An 18,589-nucleotide genomic window follows, 5' to 3' on the forward strand; every position below is an offset into this window, starting at 1 on the left:
TCGACGGCGCGGCGAGTCGCAGATGATCCGCCGGCACGGGCCGATGGGCGCGAACGGGCTTGGCGGTGACCGGTACGGTCGCCGGTGATGAGGCGGTGTGCGGTATGACGGATGTGAACACGGGGCGGCAGGAATCCGCTGGCGACCGGGACGGGGGCGGCCCGAGCAGGGCCACCGTGCTGCTCGGTGGCGGGCTGGTGGCGGTGCTCCTCGCCGCGGTGGGCGCGACCGGCGGTTGGCTGCTGGCCGGCGATGACGACGATCCGGAGCAGCCACTCGCCGTGGCGACCGCGTCCGCCACGCCGACCACCCAGACCACCGCGCCCAGGCCGAGTACGGGCCGGACCACGCCCTCGGCTCCCCGCACCACCGCCACCACGACCAAGGCGTCCGGGCTGACCGTGCCGCCGGTGCTCGGCGCCGATTTCGAGGAGGCCCGGGACATGCTGCGCAAGCAGCGCCTGGGCTGGCGGCTGGTCTTCGGAGGTGGCACCGGTCGTACGGTGGAGAGCGCCTCACCCGCCGTGGGCACCGAGGTCGTCCGGGGCACCACCGTGCAACTCCAGATCGCCGGGCCGCCGCCGCCCGCCGAGGTGCCGGATGTGGTTGGCGACGACTGCGCCAAGGCCGCCGACGAGTTGGTCGAGGAGGGCCTCTACCCCAGTTACCGCAGCGGACGCAGTGGAAAGGTCACCCGGCAGGAACCGGCCGAGGACGGCCCGGCCCGCTGGAACGACCAGGTCAGCATCTGGTGCGGTGCGGATCCGAACGGCCAGCCGACCGCGAAACCCACCTTATGATCCGCGTCGGCCGGTGACCGTGTCCCGGCTCGCCGGGGCCGCTGATCCCCGCCGATGGTGCCGTGGGCCGCTAGGTTGACGGTCGAGGGCCATGCCGCCCGCCCGGTTCGGGAAAGGACGTGCGATGAGCGACGACCGCCAGGAGCCGCCCGCCGGGGAGCACGACGACGACCGGACCCGCGCCCTGCCGCCCGCCGACCGGCCGCAGCGGACGCCCGCCGCGCCGGACGAGACGGCGCCGATCGACCGGGCTGCCTCACCCGACGAGACGGCGCCGATGGATCGCTCCGCCTCGCCCGACGAGACGGCGCCGATCGACCGCTCCGTATTCGCGCAGCCGGCCGACCGGACGGCGCGGATGCCCGCGGAGCGGTCCAACCCCGCGCCGTGGTCGGGGCGGGCGGAGGTACGGCCGCCGCGACCGGCCGAGCCGGGCGGCGAGTGGTACGCCGAAGATCAGGGTGGGCGGCGATGGTGGCTGCCGATCCTCTGGGGTGTGCTCGCGCTGGTGCTCGCCGGCCTGCTCGGGGCCGCGCTCTGGGTGGTGCTCAATGCTCGGGACAGCGACCGGGACGACCCGGAGTCCACCCCGTCGATTCCCCCGACCACTGCCACCAGCGCCGCGCCGACCAGCGCCGCCCCCACCTCCGCGACGCCGAGCAGTGCGACGCCGAGCAGCCCGCCGCCGTCCAGCGAGCCCGCCGAGGTGCCGGTGCCGCCGGTCGCCGGCCTGCCGCAGGCCACCGCCGAGGGGCTGCTGGACCGGCTCGGCCTGCCCTACCGGGTGGTGTACCGGCCGTCGGAGCTGCCGCCCGGGACGGTGGTGGGCACCGATCCGGAGGCCGGTACGACGGTGTCGACCGGCGAGGACGTACTGCTGATCGTCTCGCAGGCCCGGCCCTCGACCGGGAGCAGCCCGACCGCGCCGAGCCCGACGGCGACGAGCACACCGTGACCGGTGTTCACCACATGCGGCGGCGGGTGCCGACCAGGCCGAGCCCGGCCAGCGAGATGGTGAGACCGAAGATCCCGGACCAGAACAGTGAGCGGCGCACGTCCGTCGAAGCGTCCCCGGTCGGGCCCGCCTCGGCGAGGTCCTGGCGTCCGTCGGACTGACCACCGGCACCGGCGCCGGCCACTGAGCTGGTCGGGTCGGCCGCTGCGGCGTGGTGGCTCGGGGCGACGGCGCCGATCCAGCCGGGGTCGTCGTCCAGTGGTGGGTCGGCGTCCACCACGGTGATCTCCGGTGCCGGCACCGGGGTGGTCAGCCGGGTCGCGGACGACGCCGGGTCGCGGACCAGGACCACGGCTGTGGTCACGGCCGCGAGCAGGGCGAGCAATCCGAGGGCATAGGCGATACGGGAGCGGTGGTGCCGCCGCGGGGCGGGCTGATTGACCATGACCATCCCAGGATCAGGGCCCGGGACGTGCGGGTGGAACGGTGCCGGGGTGGGCGTACCAATTCTATGGTGACGGCACGCCCACCGGCGGCGGATCGCGGTGGTCAGCCCACCCGGACGGGGGTACGGGAGACGGGCCGCCGCGTCCGTACGGTGTGCGGGCGGGGTTCCGGTGCGGCCTGCACCTGTTGCAACCCTTCCCGCTGGACGAAGATCGACCGGCGGTTGACCGCGTCGCCCGCGGCGTTGAGCTCGTAGCCGTCGAGCCAGAGCCAACCGTCGTACGTCGGCCAGTCGAGCACCCGGATCACCCGGAACATGATCGGCCTGAGGAACTGGACACTCGCCGCGCGAGTCACGTGCAGAACGTCACCGGAGCGGGGAAGCACATGGGCTCCTGGGAGGGTTGGCCGGCGGTTACGCCGGCGGTGACTGGTCGGGGAAGAGTCTCGGCCGGTGACGGGGTCGTGCCTCGTGGACCGGTGGTGCGGATGGTGGTGGTCGGGCCGTACTCCGCTGGTGGCGTGCCGCCACCCGACCATCACCCGGCTGCTTCCAGGAACCGCGCCCGCCGCCGCAGCTTGCCGGCTTGCAGCGGCGGGGTCATCACCCCGGAGCAGGTCTCGGTGGCGCCGGTTGGGCCCGCGTCGTGCCCGACGCCCCCGGATCGGTGGGGTCACCACTCCGGGGGATCAGACGGAGACGCTGAGTGATCCGAGGCATACGGACAGAGTGCATCAGCGACGTGCTTCATGCAAGTTGCACGTCGACTTTTGCCGATACATGAGCGTGTCGCGCAAAGCGGCGCTTGAAGCCTTCCGTGTCCGGACGGCACACTGGGGGCCGGTGTCGCCCGTCGCGGCCGGCCGATGACCGGCACCACCCCCTCGCCGCGAGCGTTCGCCGGTCGACGGTCGCGCCCCCGGCGGGCGGCAGCCAGCGGCGCGTCGACCGGAGGTAGCCCGGGTGGGGTCGAGCAGCCAGCGGCGGGAACCAGTGACTCGAAGGTTGCGCGATGAGTGAACGGCGCAGCCCGACCATCAGAAGGCGGCGGCTCGGTGCCGAGCTGCGCCGCCAGCGGGAGTCCGCCGGGATCACCATCGAGGTCGTCGCCGAGCAGTTGGAGTGCTCCGCGTCGAAGGTCTCCCGGATCGAGACCGGCCACACCACGGCCACGCCCCGCGACGTGCGGGACATGCTGCGGATCTACGGCGTGGTGGGCGCCGAGAGCGACGAGCTGGTGCAGATCGCCCGGGAGGCCCGACAGAAGGGCTGGTGGCATCCGTACAGCACGGTGCTCGTCGGCGCGTACGTCGGTCTGGAGGCTGCGGCGAGCTCGATCCGGGCGTACGAGCAGCAGGTGGTGCCGGGTCTTCTGGAGACCGAGGAGTACGCCGGTGCGATGATCCGCGCCGCCCGGCCGGACTTCACGGCCGATCAGGTACACCAAAGGGTGCGTGTCCGTCTGGGTCGTCAGTCGTTATTGACCCAGGACGATCCGGTCGATCTGTGGGTGGTGCTCGATGAGGCGGTGGTGAGTCGGCCGGTGGGCGGGGACGAGGTGATGCGCGGCCAGCTGAAGAGGCTGGTCGAGGTGGCCGAGTTGCCGAACGTGACGCTTCAGATCCTGCCTTTCGAGGTGGGTGCGCACGCCGGCATGGACGGGACCTTCACGATCCTCAGCTTCCCTGAGCCCGGTGATCCGGATGTTGTGTACGCGGAGAACGCCACGGGTGGGCTCTTCCTCGAGAAGAGCGACGAACTACAGAAGTACAGCTTCATCTTCGATCACATCCGCGCTGCGGCCATACGTCCGGAGGAGTCCGTCGCACACATCGCAAAACTGGCAGAGGAGCCGTTGTGGAAATGGCGACCAAGGGGTTCCCCGTGGACCTGACGCAGGCAGCATGGTTCAAGAGCTCGAAGAGCGGGCCGAACTGTGACAACTGCGTGGAGGTGGCGTACGTGACGGGGGCGGTCGGAGTGCGGGACTCGAAGGACAAGGCCGGCCCGGCCCTGGTCTTTGCCCCGGGTGACTGGCACGCCTTCGTCGACGGCACCAGAGGTGGTGTGTTCGGCTCGGCCTGACCGAGCGTCGCGTGAGGCCCCTGTCCGGTTCCGACCGGGCGGGGACCTTCCCGTGCCCGGGCCCCGGGCGCCCGCGCCGCTGTCGGGGGCGTGGGCCGCGAGGTTCCGCCGGGATTCCCGTCGCCACAGCGGGTCCGTCTCGTTGAACCGGTCGGTAGCGGCGCTGATCGATGATCCGCCGCGCCGATCCGCAACCGAGCGAGGTAGGCGAGACGGATGACGACGATCGGGTCAGACAATCTCACCAGCGGTCCGGGTAAGCCGGAGCGGTTCGGTGGCAAGTACCGCGGGGCGCGTCGGGACACCGTACTGACCGAGGTGGTGTCGAGCGACCAGGAGGCGTCCGCCGCCGAGTCGGTCGATCCGCCCCTCTCCCTGCCCTCACTCGACCCGAACCCGCTAGTCGAGCCATCGTTCCCGCCGAGCGGCTGGCCGATGGAGGCGACCGGCTCGCTGGCCGACCACCCGCTGCTGCGCGGTCTGCTGCTGGAGTTGCCGCCGAAGGGCAGCGTGCCGCCGCCCGGATGGCTGGACCGCTGGTTCGAGGCGACCAGGGCGATCCTGGAGCTGCTATACGTGCAGGGGCCCGGCCGCTCGCGCTGACGTCGACGCCGCCGGGCGGGTCCGCTCGGCGAACCGGCTGTGTCGCAGCGCGTGCCGGACGCCGATGACGGCCACCGTGAGCGCGCCGACGGTGATCGCCGGCCCGGTGACAGCGGGCTCGGCGCCGAGGTCGGCTCCGGCTGCCGCGATCACCGCCGGCAGCGTGGTCAGGGCGCTCACCTGCAAGGGCAGCCCGACGAGGGGATGTGCCGCCGCGGCACGCAGGCCGTGCGGGGCCGGGGTGGCCGGCGCGCTGGCGAACGCGCCGGCGCCGGCCCACAGCCGCCGGATCCGCCGTACGGAGCAGACCGCCACCACCAGCGCGGGGCCGACGGCCAGGGTCAGCCCGGCGGCGGCCCGGTCGACCGGGGCGGTGCCCGCGCTGAACAGCCCACCGACGAGCGCGGCCGCGGTGAGGGTCACACCGCTCAGGGCGAGGACCAGCAACCATCCGGTACGCCTACGCAACGTGCGGGTGTTGCGCAGCCGGGGCAGGCCGTCGGCCAGGACGCCGGCGGCCAGCCAGACGGCGGCGATCGGCAACAGGATGGTGAGCTGACTCTCCATGTCGGAGAGTCTTTCCCGGATCGACGTCGAGCGAATCCGGGCCGGTCCCCCCTTCACCCCGGACCCCGACCCCGTAGGGGGTCATCCCACCGAGGTTATGGACGTTTCGACATGTTCAACCGGGCGACCACTGAAATACCCTCAGCTCGATCGGCAGCAGTCGATTGATGGTGGGGCCGGTGGTCGCGATCCGCCGCCGGTCGGAGGGAGGTAGGAGATGGGTCTTCCACGCAGGTCCGTACTGGTCGGGGTGGCCACGGCGACCGCGCTGGCCGTCGGCACCCCAGCCCTGGCCGTGGAACCGGTCGGCGTGGTCCAGGCCGCCGGTGGTGCCACCGCCGTGCCGGACAGCTACATCGTGGTCCTCAAGGACAGCGCGGTGGCCCGCGACCGGGTCGGTGACACCGCGAAGCGGCTGTCCAGCCGCCACGGCGGCACGGTGGCCCGCACCTACGGCACGGCGCTGCGCGGCTTCGAGGTCACCGTGAGCGCCAACGCGGCGGCGCGGATCGCGGCCGACCCGGCGGTGGCGTACGTGGAGCAGAACCACACCGTCTCGATCTCCGGAACGCAGGCCAACCCGCCCTCCTGGGGCCTGGACCGGATCGACCAGCGCAACCTGCCGTTGGACAGCTCCTACACCTACCCGAACACGGCGAGCAACGTGCACGCCTACATCATCGACACCGGCATCCGCTTCTCGCACAACGACTTCGGCGGCCGGGCCACCTCCGGCTACGACGCCGTGGACGGCGGGTCGGCCGACGACTGCAACGGCCACGGGACGCACGTCGCCGGCACCGTCGGCGGCTCCTCGTACGGGGTCGCGAAGGGCGTCCAGCTGGTCGGCGTACGGGTGCTGGACTGCTCCGGCAGTGGCACGATCGCGGGTGTGGTCGCCGGCGTCGACTGGGTCACCGCGAACGCGATCAAGCCGGCGGTGGCGAACATGAGCCTCGGTGGTAGCGCGAACAGTTCGCTCGACACGGCCATCGGCAGCTCGATCAACTCTGGCGTCACGTACGCGGTCGCGGCCGGCAATGGCAACACCCTCGGCGTCCGGCAGAACGCGTGCAACTACTCCCCGGCCCGGGTGGCTTCCGCGATCACCGTCGGCGCGACGCAGAACAACGACGCGGCGGCGAGCTTCTCCAACTTCGGCACCTGCGTCGACATCCTGGCACCCGGCGTCAACATCACCTCGGCCTGGTACAGCGGCGACAGCGCGACGAACACCATCAGCGGCACCTCGATGGCCTCGCCGCACGTCGCCGGCGCAGCGGCGCTGGCGCTGTCGGCGAACCCGTCCTGGACCCCGCAGCAGGCGCGGGACTACCTGGTCGGCAACTCCACCCCGAACGTGGTGACCAACGTCGGCACCGGCACCCCGAACCAGTTGCTCTACGTCGGCAGCGGTGGCACCACCCCGCCGCCGACCGGCTGCACCGGCACCAACGGCACCGACGTGTCGATCCCGGACGCCGGCGCGGCGGTGACCAGCGCGATCACCATCTCCGGCTGCGGGCGCAACGCCTCATCGGCCACCACGGTGGCGGTGAACATTGTGCACACCTACCGAGGTGACCTGGTCATCGACCTGCTCGCCCCGGACGGCAGCGCGTACCGCCTGAAGAACAGCAGCAGCTCGGACAGCGCCGACAACGTGAACACCACGTACACGGCCAACGTCTCCGGTGAGGCCGCCGACGGCACCTGGCGCCTCCAGGTACGTGACGTGTACTCGGCCGACACCGGCTACATCAACACCTGGACCTTGACCGTCTGACCGCCTCCCACGACCGAGGTCCCACCCAAGCCGTCGGGTGGGGCCTCGTGTCGTACCGAATTCGGGGGTCAGACCGCGAAGGCGGACGGCCGCTCGGTGGCGGGGGCCGGCGGAGGAGCCTTCCACACGCCGGTCTTCTGCGCGGCGAGCCGGGTCAGGTAGGCCGGGTTGAGGATGACGTAGCGACGCCAGAGCCGCTTCGGCTCCAGACCGAGCCGCCAGAACCACTCCAGCCCGGCGCGCTGCATCCACGGCGGCGGCTGGCGCAGCAGCCCGGCGTGGTAGTCGAAGGCCGCGCCGACCGCCATCATCGGCATGTCGAGCAGCGGTCGCATGGCGTACGTGAAGACCTCCTGGCGCGGGCAGCCGAGCCCGACCAGGACGAGCCGCGCGCCGCTGGACCGGATCCGGTCGGCGATCTCGGCGTCCTCGCCCGGCTGGACGGCCCGGAACTTGGACGGTTCCACCCCGGCGATCTTCAGCGCGGGGAACATCCGCTCCAGTGCCGGGATCAGCTTGGCCAGCGTCTCCTCGGTCGACCCGTACAGGTAGACCGGCAGCCCCTCGTCGGCGAAGCGGGAGAGCACGTGCAGGGTCAGCGTCGGGCCGTAGACCCGGTCGGTGAGCCCGGCGTGGTGCAGCAGGTTGAGTGCCCAGCGCACCGGCTGCCCGTCCGGCGTGACCACGTCGAAGGAGTTGAGCCGGGCGTTGTGCGCCGGGTCCAGGACACCGGTCATCACGCCGTGCACGGCCAGCGCGGTCAGCGCGAGCGGACGCCGCTCGTGCGCGGCGGTCACCACCGCGTCGGTCGCCGTGGCGTAGTCGGTGGCGTCGACCAGGACGCCGAGCACGTTGCGCTTGGTGCGGGACGTCATGACTGGGGCACCCACTTGTCCACGTTGGCCTCGTAGATCTCCCGCAGGATCATCGGTACGTCGTATGTGATCTTCCAGTCCGGATACTGCTCCTCGAACCGGGCCATGCTGCTGACGTACCACTTGTGGTCGCCGGTGCGGTTCTGCTCGACGTAGTTGATCCGCGCCTCGCGGCCGGTGATCTCCTCGGCGATCCGGAACGCCTCGATGTGCGAGGTGTTGGAGTGCCGGCCGCCGCCCAGGTTGTAGACCTCCGCCGAGCGCGGTGCCCGGAAGAACGCCTCGAACGCGCTCAGCACGTCCCGCGAGTGGATCGCGTCGCGGACCATCTTGCCCTTGTAGCCGAACAGGTTGTACGTCCGACCCTCCATGACGCAGCGCATCAGGTACGCCAGGAAGCCGTGCAGCTCGGCCGCCGAGTGCGCCGGGCCGGTCAGCGTGCCGCCCCGGAAGCAGGCGGTCTTCATGTCGAAGTAGCGGCCGTACTCCTGGACCATCACGTCCGCGGCGACCTTGGAGGCACCGAAGATCGAGTGCAGGGAGCTGTCGATCGACATGTCCTCGGTGATGCCCTCGTACCACGGGTGGTCCTCGGGCAGCTCGTACCGGGTTTCCAGCTCGACCAGCGGCAGGCTGTTGGGCCGGTCACCGTAGACCTTGTTGGTCGAACAGTGGATGAACGGTGCGTCGATCGCGTGCTTCCGGGTGTTTTCCAGGACGTTGAGCGTGCCGCCCGCGTTGACGTCGAAGTCGGTGTACGGCTCCTTCGCGGCCCAGTCGTGACTCGGCTGCGCGGCGCTGTGGATCACCACGGCGATGTCCGAGCCGTACCTCTTGAACACCTGCTCCAGGCCGTCGCGGTCCCGGATGTCCACCGCGAAGTGGGTGTACGAGTTACCCAGATCACGGCCGAGCCGCTCCAGGCTCCAGGATGTGGAGCCGTCCTCACCGAAGAAGTACCGGCGCATGTCGTTGTCGATGCCGACGACATCCAGGCCGAGGTCGGCGAAGTGCCGGACCGCCTCGGAGCCGATCAGACCACCAGACCCGGTCACCAACGCGACACTCACACGCCACTCCTGGTCCATCGGAGGCAGAATCCATCGGAGCATAGCGTGACGCCCGACGCGCCCCGATATGACGGAAGGGCCCCGCATGATGCGGAGCCCTCGTCGGTGGTGGGGATGGGGGGAGTTGAACCCCCACGCCCTTTCGGGCACACGGACCTGAACCGTGCGCGTCTGCCATTCCGCCACATCCCCGTGGCACAACCCGGAACACTGTAGCCGCCCCGATCCCGCTGTCTCCAGCGGGCCTCGGGAATACTACGCTGTCCCAGGTGCTTGCCACGAGCGGTTACCGTTCGTGGCGGACGAAAGATTAGCACGGCAGTCCCGGTCCTTCCGAGTGGGCCGGGAGCAGCCGGCCGAGCGGCGTGTGAGCTGCACGCGCGCCGGCCGGATACCATCATGTCCTCGGGACCCGAGGAGGAGCCGGTGAGCGTGCTGCAACGCTTCGAGAAGCGTCTGGAAGGCCTGGTCGAAGGGGCCTTCGCCAAGGTCTTCAAAGGGGTGGTCCACCCCGTGGAGATCCTCAACGCCATGCAGCGGGAGGCCGAGGCGCACAAGGCGATCCTGGCCGGTGGGCGCACGTTGGTGCCCAACCGCTACGTGATCGATCTCTCGCCGTTCGACCACAGTCGTCTGGCGCCGTACGCCGCCGCACTGGCCCAGGAGCTGGCCCAGTCGCAGGCGGAGTTCATCGGCGAGCAGGCCTGGACGGTCTACGGTGACGTGATCGTCGAGATCGAGCGGGGCGACGGCCTGGACACGGGCATGTTCCGGGTCACCGCCGAGGTCTACACCGGTGGCGAGGTCGCCCCGGTGTCGGCGCCCGGCTATGACGCCGGCCCGCCCGCCTACCCCGCGTACGACCAGGGTGGTGGCTACGGCCCGCCGCCCGGCCACGGTGGCGGCCGGAATGTGCGGCTGGTCTCCGGCGACGGCCGCACCTACCCCCTCCAGATGGGGTCGACGGTGATCGGTCGTGGCGACCAGGCCAACCTGCGTCTGCCCGACGTCGGCATCTCCCGGCGACACGCCCGGCTGGATTTCGACGGCGGCCAGGTCGTGCTGACCGACCTGGGGTCGACCAACGGCACCATGGTCAACGGCCAGCGGGTCTCCGCGGTCGCCCTCAACCCGGGTGACATGGTCCAGCTCGGCACCACGACGCTGACCTTCCGCGTGGACGGCTGACCCGCCTTGCCGGAACTGGTCATCACCGTTGCCCGGTTCGGATTCCTGATCCTGCTGTGGATCTTCGTGTTCACGGTGGTCGGCGTGATTCGCCGCGACCTGTTCGCGGGGGCCCGGTCCGGTCGCCTGGTGGCGGCGCCACGAGCGGTGGGCGCCTCGACGGGGCAGGCGGCCAAGCCGGCGAAGGTGAAGCGGGGCAGGGCGGCGCACCAGCTGGTGGTGACCGCCGGTCAGCTGGCCGGCACCAGGATCACTCTCGGTGAAGCGCAGATCACCATCGGTCGGGCCGAGGACTCCACCCTGGTCATCACCGACGACTACGCCTCCGCGCGGCACGCCCGGCTCGTGCCCCGCGACGGGCAGTGGTTCGTCGAGGACCTCGGCTCGACTAACGGCACGTACCTAGATCGCGCTAAGGTCACCGGACCAACCCCCGTCCCCCTCGGCGTGCCGATCCGGATCGGCCGCACTTCCCTCGAATTACGGCCATGACTCTGACCCTGCGCTATGCGGCCCACAGCGACCGCGGTCTGATCCGAGACGGCAATCAAGACTCCGTCTACGCCGGGCCGCGGCTACTCGCCGTTGCCGACGGCATGGGCGGCATGGCCGCCGGTGACGTCGCCAGCAACATCGTCATCGGTGCCATGGCGCCGCTCGACGAGGACGTCCCGGGGGACGCTCTCGTCGACGCGTTGCGTTCGGCCGTGGGTACCGCCAACCAACAACTCCGCGACACGGTGGACGCCAACCCGCAGTTGGAGGGGATGGGCACCACGCTGACGGCGACCCTCTTCTCCGGCAGCAAGATCGGGATGGTCCACATTGGTGACTCGCGGGCCTACCTGCTGCGCAACGGTGAGTTCGCGCAGATCACCAAGGACGACACGTACGTCCAGATGCTCGTCGACGAGGGCCGGATCAGCGCCGAGGAGGCGAGCAGCCACCCGCAGCGGTCGCTGCTGACCCGCGCCCTCGACGGCCGGGACATCGACCCGGAGTACTCGGTGCGCCAGGTCCTTCCCGGCGACCGGTACCTGATCTGCAGTGACGGCCTCTCGGGCGTGGTCAGCGCCGAGACCATCGGTGAGACCCTGCGGGAGTACCCCGACCCGCAGCAGTGCGTCGAGCGGCTGGTGCAGCTCGCGCTGCGCGGCGGCGGCCCGGACAACATCACCGTGATCATCGCCGACGCCACCGACCAGGACATCGTCGAGGCGACCCCGATCGTCGGTGGTGCCGCCGCCCGGGACCGGGGCATGGCCACCTCCGCCGACGACTCCACGCCGGCCGCCCGGGCCTCCGCGCTCTCCGCGCCGCGCCCGGCCGTGCCCGAGGAGCCCGCCGCCTCCGACGACGAGCCGGATCGCCCGAAGCGCCGGCCGGTGCGGGCCGCCGCGATGGCGCTGGCCCTGCTGGTGATCGTCGGGGGTGGGTCCTTCGCCGGCTGGACGTACACCCAGCGGCAGTACTACGTGGGTGCCACCGAGGAGGGGCAGGTCGCCGTCTTCCGGGGCATCCAGGGTCAGATCGCCGGGATGGACCTCTCCACCGTGCACCGCACCAGCGGCACCCGGCTGGACGACCTCACCGTCGCCGCGCAGGACACCGTCAAGGTGGGCATCCGGGCCAAGAGCGAGCCGGACGCCGAGCGCCAGCTCGCCGAACTGACCAGCGACACCCCGAGCAACCCCAACCTCAAGCCGCTCTGCCCGTCCGACCAGGCCGTGGTGGGTGCGACGCCGACCCCGGACGGGGCGACCCCGGCACCGAACGGCAGCCCCACCGCCAATGCGCCGGCGACTCCCAACGGGACCGTGACCGCGGGCCCGAGCACCGAGGCAACCGCCACCGTCGGTGTGACCAGCCCGACGACCACACCCGACGCCACGCCCTCCGATTCGACACCGCCGACGCTCGATCCGGCCGGTTGCCGGTCTCCTGAGTGAGCGTCGGCTGAGATCCAGAGGATTCCACCCGTGACCGTAGCGGCCACACCGGCACCCTCGCCCGCGACCACGGGCGGGCAGTCCGGCGTACGCCTGGCCCGGTCCCGGCGCAACGCCGAGCTGTCCCTGCTGCTGCTTGCGATGGTGCTGGTGGCCGCGTACGGGGCGACCGTCGAGGCGAACCTGTTGGACACGGTCACCCCGGACTTCTGGATGCCCGCCGCCGCCCTCGGCGCGGTCTTCCTCGGTCTGCATCTGGTCATCCGGTTCCTCGCCCCGTTCGCCGACCCGGCCCTGCTGCCGGCGGTAGCCCTGCTCAACGGCCTCGGGGTGGGTTTCCTGCGCCGCATCGACCTGGGTGAGGCCCCGGTGGCCGACCGGGAGACCCTGGCCGTCTTCGCCGGCATCGGGGGCCGGCAGTTGGCGTGGACGCTCGCCGCGGTGATCCTCGCCGCCGGCCTGCTCGCCATCATGCGTGACCACCGTTCGGTGTCCCGGTACGCGTACACCCTGGGGTTGGCCGGCATCGTGCTGGTGATGCTCCCGGCGGTGCTGCCGTCCAGCATCTCCGAGATCAACGGCGCGAAGCTGTGGATCCGGGTGGGTGGTTTCTCCATCCAGCCGGGTGAGTTCGCCAAGCTGGCGCTGCTGGTCTTCTTCGCCTACTACCTGGTGCGCAAGCGCGAGGTGCTGTCGCTGGCCAGCAGGCGGTTCCTCGGCATCGACTTCCCGCGTGGCCGTGACCTCGGCCCGGTGGTCGGGGTCTGGCTGATCAGCCTCCTGGTGCTCGTGTTCGAGAAGGACCTGGGCACCTCGCTGCTGTACTTCGGCATGTTCGTGGTGACTCTCTACATCGCCACCGAACGGGTCAGTTGGCTGCTGATCGGTCTGGTCCTCTTCTTCGGCGGTGCGTACCTGGCGTACGTCCTCGGCTCGACGGTCGGCGGGCCGTTCGCCAACTTCTACGTGCGGGCCGAGATCTGGTTGGACCCGTTCGCCGACCCGACCGACAAGGGCTACCAGCTCGTCCAGGGCCTGCTCGCCCTCGGCACGGGCGGGCTCTTCGGCACCGGGCCGGGCGGCGGTCAACCGGACATCCTCCCCGAGGTGCAGAATGACTTCATCTTCGCCGGCATCGGTGAGGAGATCGGCCTGTTCGGCCTCTCCGCACTGCTGGTGGTCTACCTGCTGATCGTGGAGCGGGGCCTGCGCGCCGCGCTCGCGGTGCGTGACTCGTTCGGCAAGCTGCTCGCGGGCGGTCTCGCCTTCACCCTGGGCCTGCAGGTCTTCGTGATCGCCGGCGGCATCAGCAAGCTCATCCCGCTGACCGGCCAGACCACCCCGTTCCTGTCCGCCGGTGGTTCGTCGCTGATGGCGAACTGGCTACTCATCGGGGTCCTGCTGCGGGTCTCCGACGGCGCTCGGCGGCCGGTGACCGGCGGTGCCGGCAAGGCGAGCCGACCGGCCGGCGGGCCGCCCGAGCAGTTGCATGGTGCTCCCACGGAGGTGATCAAGCCGTGAACGCACCCCTGCGCCGCGTCGGCGTCGTCGTCATGGTCCTGTTCGGCCTGCTCTTCGCGAACCTCAACTGGATCCAGGCGTACAAGGCCGACGAGTACCGCACCAGCGACTACAACGGCCGGGTCCAGGTTGCCGACTACAAGCGCAAGCGCGGCAACATCGAGGCCGGCGGCACGGCGGTGGCCACCAGCAAGGAGACCACCGGAAAGCTGAAGTTCCAGCGCACCTACCCGGGCGGCGCCAAGTACGCCCACGTGCTCGGCTACAAGCCGGTCAACCTGGCGGACCAGGGCATCGAGCAGGTGGAGAACGACTTCCTTGCCGGCACCAGCGACCAGTTGATCGGCGACCGGTTCAAGGACATGTTCACCGGCGACGAGACCGGGGGCGGCAACGTGCTGCTCACGCTCTCCAGGCGGGCCCAGGACGTGGCGTACGACCAGCTGCGCAACAACCAGGTGGGTGCGAAGAGGGGCGCGGCGGTCGCCATCGACCCGCGTACCGGTGCGGTGCAGGCCCTGGTCTCCATGCCCAGCTTCGACCCGAACCCGCTGGCCAGCCACGACACGGCCGCGGCGGCCGCGGCGTTCAACAAGCTGGAGCAGGATCCGGAAGGCCCGTTGAAGAACCGCGCGCTCGCCGAGACGCTGCCGCCGGGCTCCACCTTCAAGATCGTGGTGGCCGCGGCGGCGCTGGAGAACGGCGTCAGCAAGTCGACGCCGATCCCGGCCGGCCCCAGCTACACCCCGCCCACCTCGGGCAGCCCGATCCGCAACGCCGCCCCGTCGATCTGCCCCGAGGCGCAGGTCACGCTGCAGGAGGCGATCACCGAGTCCTGCAACACCGGTTTCGCCCAGCTCGGCGTGCGGTTCGGCGCCGACAAGATCAAAGAAAAGGCTCGGCAGTTCGGCTTCGAGCAGGACGACCTCACCGTCGGCCAGCTCGGCGAGGGCGGTCTGCCGACGGCGGCCAGCCGGACCGGGGACATGCAGAACCCGGACGGCAGCACCGACCCGGCCGCACTGGCCCAGTCGTCGATCGGCCAGAACAACGTCCGGATGACGCCGTTGCAGGGTGCCCTCATCGCCGGGTCGGTTGCCAACGGCGGCAGCCAGATGCGGCCGTACCTGGTCCGGCAGCTCCTCGCGCCGGACCGGACCACCAGCTACTACACCGCCAAGGCGCGGGAATTGCGCCAGCCGGTCAGCCCGCAGGTCGCCGGCGACCTGCGGGACATGATGCTCACCGTGGTCCAGAACGGCACCGGCCGGAAGGCGGCCATCGCCGGCTACACGGTCGGCGGCAAGACGGGCACCGCGCAGTCCGCCCCGGACCGGCCCGACCACGGCTGGTTCATCGGGTTCGCCATCGACAAGAACGGCAATCCCGTCTCCGCGGTGTGCGTCGTGCTGGAGCAGGCCGGCAGCGGCGGCAGCGCCGAGGCGGCCCGGATCGGCGGCCAGATCATGCGGGCCGCCATCGCCGACCCCGGAGGCCGCTGACATGCTCAGCCCCGGCGTCCAGCTCGGCAACCGCTACCGCCTCGACGAGCGGATCGCCAGCGGCGGCATGGGTGACGTCTGGCGCGGCACCGACCAGGTGCTCGGCCGGACGGTCGCGGTAAAGAGCCTGCTTCCCGCGCTGCTCGACGACCCGGACTTCGCCGAGCGGTTCCGCGGCGAGGCCCGGACCATGGCGACCATCAACCACCCCGGCGTCGTGGACGTCTACGACTTTGGCAACGACCAGCAGATCGCGTTCCTGGTCATGGAGTACGTGGAGGGCGACGCCCTGTCGTCGACGCTGAGCCGGGTCGGCCGGCTCACGCCGGCCCGGACGATGGCCCTCGTCGCGCAGGCCGCGGACGCGCTGCACGCCGCCCACGAGAAGGGCATCGTGCACCGCGACGTGAAGCCGGGCAATCTGCTCGTCCGGCCGAACGGCACGCTGGTGCTGACCGACTTCGGCATCGCCCGCTCCGACCTGGTCGGTCAGCTCACCGCCGCCGGTTCGGTGCTCGGCACCGCCTCGTACATCTCACCCGAGCAGGCCACCGGCGGTGTCGCCACGCCAGCCTCCGATGTGTACGCCCTCGGCGTGGTCGCCTACCAGTGCCTGGCCGGGCGGCGTCCGTTCGAGGGCGACAACCCTCTCGACATCGCCATGCGGCACGTCCGGGAGACCCCGCGCCCTCTGCCCGCGGACATTCCGCCGCAGGTCCGGGCAGTGGTGGAACGAGCGTTGTCCAAGGATCCGGCCGCCCGCTGGCCCAGCGCCGCAGCCCTCGCCGGAGTCGCCCGCCAGCTCAAGGCCGCGCTCTCCCAGCAGGCGCGGGGCGGCGGCCACCCGGGTCCGGTCTCCGGTGCGCCGGCCTCGCCGGCCGGGCCGGGCCGTGCGCAGGTGCCGCAGTCGCAGCACCATCGGCCACCGGCCGGCCCGCACCGTCCGGCGCCCGCCGGGCAGCGGCCGACCGCGATCGCCCCGGCCCAGCAGCCCCGTCCCACCGCCGTCGCGCCGGCGGTCCCGTACGCCCGGCCGCCGGCCGCTCCGACCGGCTACCCACGCGGTGCCGCGGCCGTGCCACAAGCGCAGACCCGGCAGGAACACCCTCCGGCGTACGTCCGGCAGGGCATTCCTGCGCCATCCACGTCCGCGCCCCGCCGGTCCCGGCCCGGAATGGTGCTTCTCGCCATCCTGCTGGCCGTGCTGGTCCTGCTCTGCTCGGGCGTGATTTCCTACAACCTGAAGAAGCAGCAGTCGCAGTCCGGCGAAACCGGTGCGCTGGCTCCGCCCGCGGCGACGTCCGGCGCGCTGCGGCCAGACGGACGCGACGATCCGACCCGGACGTCGTACCGTCGTGAGGTACGGCTCCAGCCGGACGACGGCGGGACGACGACGAGCGAAGGACGACAGACGCGATGACAGCGCAGGCCCGCCTGCTCGGTGGCAGGTACCAGGTCGGCGAGCTGCTCGGCTATGGCGGCATGGCCGAGGTGCACCGCGGTCGCGACCTCCGACTCGGTCGGGACGTCGCGATCAAGATGCTCCGCACCGACCTCGCCCGGGATGCGACGTTCCAGATGCGGTTCCGTCGGGAGGCGCAGAACGCCGCGTCGCTCAACCACCCGGCGATCGTGGCGGTCTACGACACCGGCGAGGAGACCGCGCCGACCGGTGAGACGCTGCCGTTCATCGTCATGGAGTTCGTCAACGGACGGACCCTCAAAGAGGTGCTCGGCGCCGAGGGCCGGTTGCAGCCCCGCCGCGCGCTGGAGATCTGCGCCGACATGTGCGCGGCGCTGGAGTTCAGCCACCGGCACGGCATCATCCACCGCGACATCAAGCCCGGCAACGTGATGCTCACCCAGACCGGCCAGGTCAAGGTGATGGACTTCGGCATCGCCCGGGCGCTGGCCAGCGGCGCGACCACCATGACGCAGACCAGCGCGGTGATCGGCACGGCCCAGTACCTGTCGCCGGAGCAGGCGCGCGGCGAGGCCGTGGACGCTCGTTCCGACGTCTACGCGGCCGGCTGCGTGCTCTTCGAGCTGGTCTGCGGGCACCCGCCGTTCGTCGGGGACAGCCCGGTCAGCGTCGCCTACCAGCACGTCCGGGAGACGCCGCCGACGCCGAGCGACATCAACCCGGACGTCACCCCGGCCGTCGACGCGATCGTGCTCAAGGCCCTGTCGAAGAACCCGCTCAACCGTTACCAGAGCGCCGGCGAGATGCGTGCGGACCTGCTCCGCGCCGCCGCCGGCCGGCCCGTGCTGGCCACGCCGGTGATGCGCGAGGCGGAGACGGTGGCGATGGCCCCGGCCGGCGGCGGGGGCGGCTATCCGGCTCCCGCCGGCGGGCAGCAGACCCGGCAGATCCCGGCCCGGGTGGGTGACCCGCGCCAGCGTAAGGCGTCGTCCTGGCTGATCGCGATGTTCAGTGCGGTCGGTGTGCTGGCGGTGATCGCCCTGGTCGCCGCCCTGCTCTGGAACCAGCAACAGGACAAGGCCCTGAAGTCGGTGCCCACACTCACCGGCAAGAGCCAGGAAGCCGCGATCACCGAGATCCGCAACGCCGGCTTGCAGCCTCAGGTTGGCGATCCGGTGCTGGACAGCACCTGCAAACCGAACACGGTGTTCCAGCAGAACCCGCAGCCCGGTGCGCGGCTGAAGGAGAGCCAGACGGTCACCATCCAGATCTGTGGTGGCAAGCCCGAGGTGACCGTCCCGGCAGGTCTCAAGGGCAGCAAGCGGGAGAGCGCCATCGCGCGGCTGGAGGAGGCGAAGCTCGTCCCAGAGATCAAGACGGTCGATGGTGAGGCGAGCGAGGACGAGGTGCTCAGCGTCAACCCACCGTCGGGGCAGAGCGTGCCCGAGGGCACGACGGTGACGCTCACCGTCTCGAACGGCAAGGTCCGCGAGGTGCCGGACGTCGTCGGGCTGGGTCAGGAGGAGGCCACCCGCGTCCTCCGTAACGCCGGCTTCACGGTCGTTGCGCAGGACGGCCCGGAGGTGCCCGCCACCGAGGCGGGAAAGGTCACCGACCAGAGCCCGAACGGCAAGGACAAGAAGCCGACCGGCACGAAGGTGACCATCAAGATCAGTCAACCGGAGCCCGTCACCGACCCGACGCCCACCGGCACACCCACGGGTACGCCGACGGGCACGCCGACCTCCCCCGGCACCGGGGCCGGCCTCGGTCTGCCGATCCCGCCCCCGCCGAACCGGCTTCCCGAGGACTAGGCC

Annotated in this window: 18 protein-coding genes and 1 tRNA gene; 13 read left to right on the forward strand and 6 right to left on the reverse strand. The window is 71.2% G+C overall.

Features of this window, described 5'->3' with window-relative positions; genetic code table 11:
- The first annotated feature begins 104 nt into the window (after window positions 1-104).
- Window positions 105-800, forward strand: a complete 696-nt coding sequence (locus AB0H52_RS09120) for a PASTA domain-containing protein (protein ID WP_278125412.1) — start codon at window positions 105-107, stop codon at window positions 798-800.
- Window positions 801-924: 124 nt separating this feature from the next.
- On the forward strand, window positions 925-1,755 hold the full coding sequence (locus AB0H52_RS09125) for a PASTA domain-containing protein (protein WP_357946246.1): 831 nt from the start codon (window positions 925-927) through the stop codon (window positions 1,753-1,755).
- Between the two features lie 7 nt (window positions 1,756-1,762).
- Here AB0H52_RS09125 and AB0H52_RS09130 read toward each other — a convergent pair whose 3' ends face one another.
- Together AB0H52_RS09130 and AB0H52_RS09135 are read right to left on the reverse strand one after the other, a co-directional pair.
- On the reverse strand, window positions 1,763-2,206 hold the full coding sequence (locus AB0H52_RS09130; protein ID WP_151493021.1) for a hypothetical protein: 444 nt from the start codon (window positions 2,204-2,206) through the stop codon (window positions 1,763-1,765).
- 98 nt (window positions 2,207-2,304) lie between these two features.
- Window positions 2,305-2,589 carry a hypothetical protein gene (locus AB0H52_RS09135; protein WP_139586807.1) on the reverse strand — a complete coding sequence of 95 codons (285 nt, stop codon included), beginning with the start codon at window positions 2,587-2,589 and terminating at the stop codon, window positions 2,305-2,307.
- Between the two features lie 626 nt (window positions 2,590-3,215).
- Between AB0H52_RS09135 and AB0H52_RS09140 the strand changes: the two genes are divergently transcribed.
- The 3 genes from AB0H52_RS09140 (at window position 3,216) to AB0H52_RS09150 (ending at window position 4,891) form a co-directional block, all read left to right on the forward strand.
- Entirely contained in the window at window positions 3,216-4,097 is an 882-nt protein-coding gene (locus AB0H52_RS09140; protein ID WP_030487606.1) for a helix-turn-helix transcriptional regulator, read from the forward strand.
- Window positions 4,067-4,288, forward strand: coding sequence for a DUF397 domain-containing protein (locus AB0H52_RS09145; RefSeq protein ID WP_151493022.1), 222 nt, complete (start codon window positions 4,067-4,069; stop codon window positions 4,286-4,288). Before AB0H52_RS09140 ends, AB0H52_RS09145 begins: the two co-directional genes overlap by 31 nt.
- A 216-nt stretch (window positions 4,289-4,504) precedes the next feature.
- The gene (locus AB0H52_RS09150; RefSeq protein WP_151493023.1) at window positions 4,505-4,891 is read left to right on the forward strand and encodes a hypothetical protein; all 387 of its coding nucleotides are present in this window, start codon (window positions 4,505-4,507) and stop codon (window positions 4,889-4,891) included.
- On the opposite strand, the gene AB0H52_RS09155 is transcribed toward AB0H52_RS09150, so the two are convergent.
- Entirely contained in the window at window positions 4,859-5,458 is a 600-nt protein-coding gene (locus tag AB0H52_RS09155; protein ID WP_151493024.1) for a hypothetical protein, read from the reverse strand. The genes AB0H52_RS09150 and AB0H52_RS09155 overlap by 33 nt on opposite strands.
- A gap of 217 nt (window positions 5,459-5,675) precedes the next feature.
- Between AB0H52_RS09155 and AB0H52_RS09160 the strand changes: the two genes are divergently transcribed.
- Complete coding sequence (locus AB0H52_RS09160) at window positions 5,676-7,244, forward strand: S8 family serine peptidase (protein WP_357946252.1); 1,569 nt, start codon at window positions 5,676-5,678, stop codon at window positions 7,242-7,244.
- A 68-nt stretch (window positions 7,245-7,312) separates the two neighbouring features.
- Here AB0H52_RS09160 and AB0H52_RS09165 read toward each other — a convergent pair whose 3' ends face one another.
- From AB0H52_RS09165 to AB0H52_RS09175, 3 genes are all read right to left on the reverse strand, one after another.
- Complete coding sequence (locus AB0H52_RS09165) at window positions 7,313-8,119, reverse strand: WecB/TagA/CpsF family glycosyltransferase (RefSeq protein ID WP_357946255.1); 807 nt, start codon at window positions 8,117-8,119, stop codon at window positions 7,313-7,315.
- The gene (locus AB0H52_RS09170; RefSeq protein ID WP_357946258.1) at window positions 8,116-9,231 is read right to left on the reverse strand and encodes an NAD-dependent epimerase/dehydratase family protein; all 1,116 of its coding nucleotides are present in this window, start codon (window positions 9,229-9,231) and stop codon (window positions 8,116-8,118) included. The genes AB0H52_RS09165 and AB0H52_RS09170 overlap by 4 nt, the downstream gene beginning before the upstream one ends.
- A 64-nt stretch (window positions 9,232-9,295) precedes the next feature.
- Window positions 9,296-9,381: transfer RNA gene (locus tag AB0H52_RS09175), tRNA-Leu, on the reverse strand.
- Between the two features lie 207 nt (window positions 9,382-9,588).
- On the opposite strand from AB0H52_RS09175, the gene AB0H52_RS09180 reads away from it, so the two are divergent.
- Genes AB0H52_RS09180 through pknB form a run of 7 tightly spaced genes read left to right on the forward strand, consistent with a single transcriptional unit; the run spans window position 9,589 to window position 18,586 of the window.
- Window positions 9,589-10,377, forward strand: coding sequence for a DUF3662 and FHA domain-containing protein (locus AB0H52_RS09180; protein WP_139586798.1), 789 nt, complete (start codon window positions 9,589-9,591; stop codon window positions 10,375-10,377).
- 6 nt (window positions 10,378-10,383) lie between these two features.
- Window positions 10,384-10,869, forward strand: coding sequence for an FHA domain-containing protein (locus AB0H52_RS09185; RefSeq protein ID WP_074315675.1), 486 nt, complete (start codon window positions 10,384-10,386; stop codon window positions 10,867-10,869).
- Complete coding sequence (locus tag AB0H52_RS09190) at window positions 10,866-12,326, forward strand: PP2C family serine/threonine-protein phosphatase (RefSeq protein WP_151491906.1); 1,461 nt, start codon at window positions 10,866-10,868, stop codon at window positions 12,324-12,326. The genes AB0H52_RS09185 and AB0H52_RS09190 overlap by 4 nt, the downstream gene beginning before the upstream one ends.
- 30 nt (window positions 12,327-12,356) lie before the next feature.
- Window positions 12,357-13,847 (forward strand): FtsW/RodA/SpoVE family cell cycle protein, encoded by a 1,491-nt coding sequence (locus tag AB0H52_RS09195; RefSeq protein ID WP_151491907.1) that lies wholly within the window; start codon window positions 12,357-12,359, stop codon window positions 13,845-13,847.
- A complete protein-coding gene (locus AB0H52_RS09200) occupies window positions 13,844-15,349 on the forward strand; it encodes a penicillin-binding protein 2 (protein ID WP_151491908.1) in 1,506 nt (501 codons plus the stop codon). The genes AB0H52_RS09195 and AB0H52_RS09200 overlap by 4 nt, the downstream gene beginning before the upstream one ends.
- A gap of 1 nt (window position 15,350) precedes the next feature.
- A complete protein-coding gene (locus tag AB0H52_RS09205) occupies window positions 15,351-16,769 on the forward strand; it encodes a protein kinase (protein ID WP_357946264.1) in 1,419 nt (472 codons plus the stop codon).
- Complete coding sequence (pknB, locus tag AB0H52_RS09210) at window positions 16,766-18,586, forward strand: Stk1 family PASTA domain-containing Ser/Thr kinase (protein ID WP_151491910.1); 1,821 nt, start codon at window positions 16,766-16,768, stop codon at window positions 18,584-18,586. The genes AB0H52_RS09205 and pknB overlap by 4 nt, the downstream gene beginning before the upstream one ends.
- Window positions 18,587-18,589: the final 3 nt, after the last annotated feature.

The sequence above is a fragment of the Micromonospora sp. NPDC050695 genome (assembly GCF_040654415.1).
Lineage (GTDB): Bacteria > Actinomycetota > Actinomycetes > Mycobacteriales > Micromonosporaceae > Micromonospora.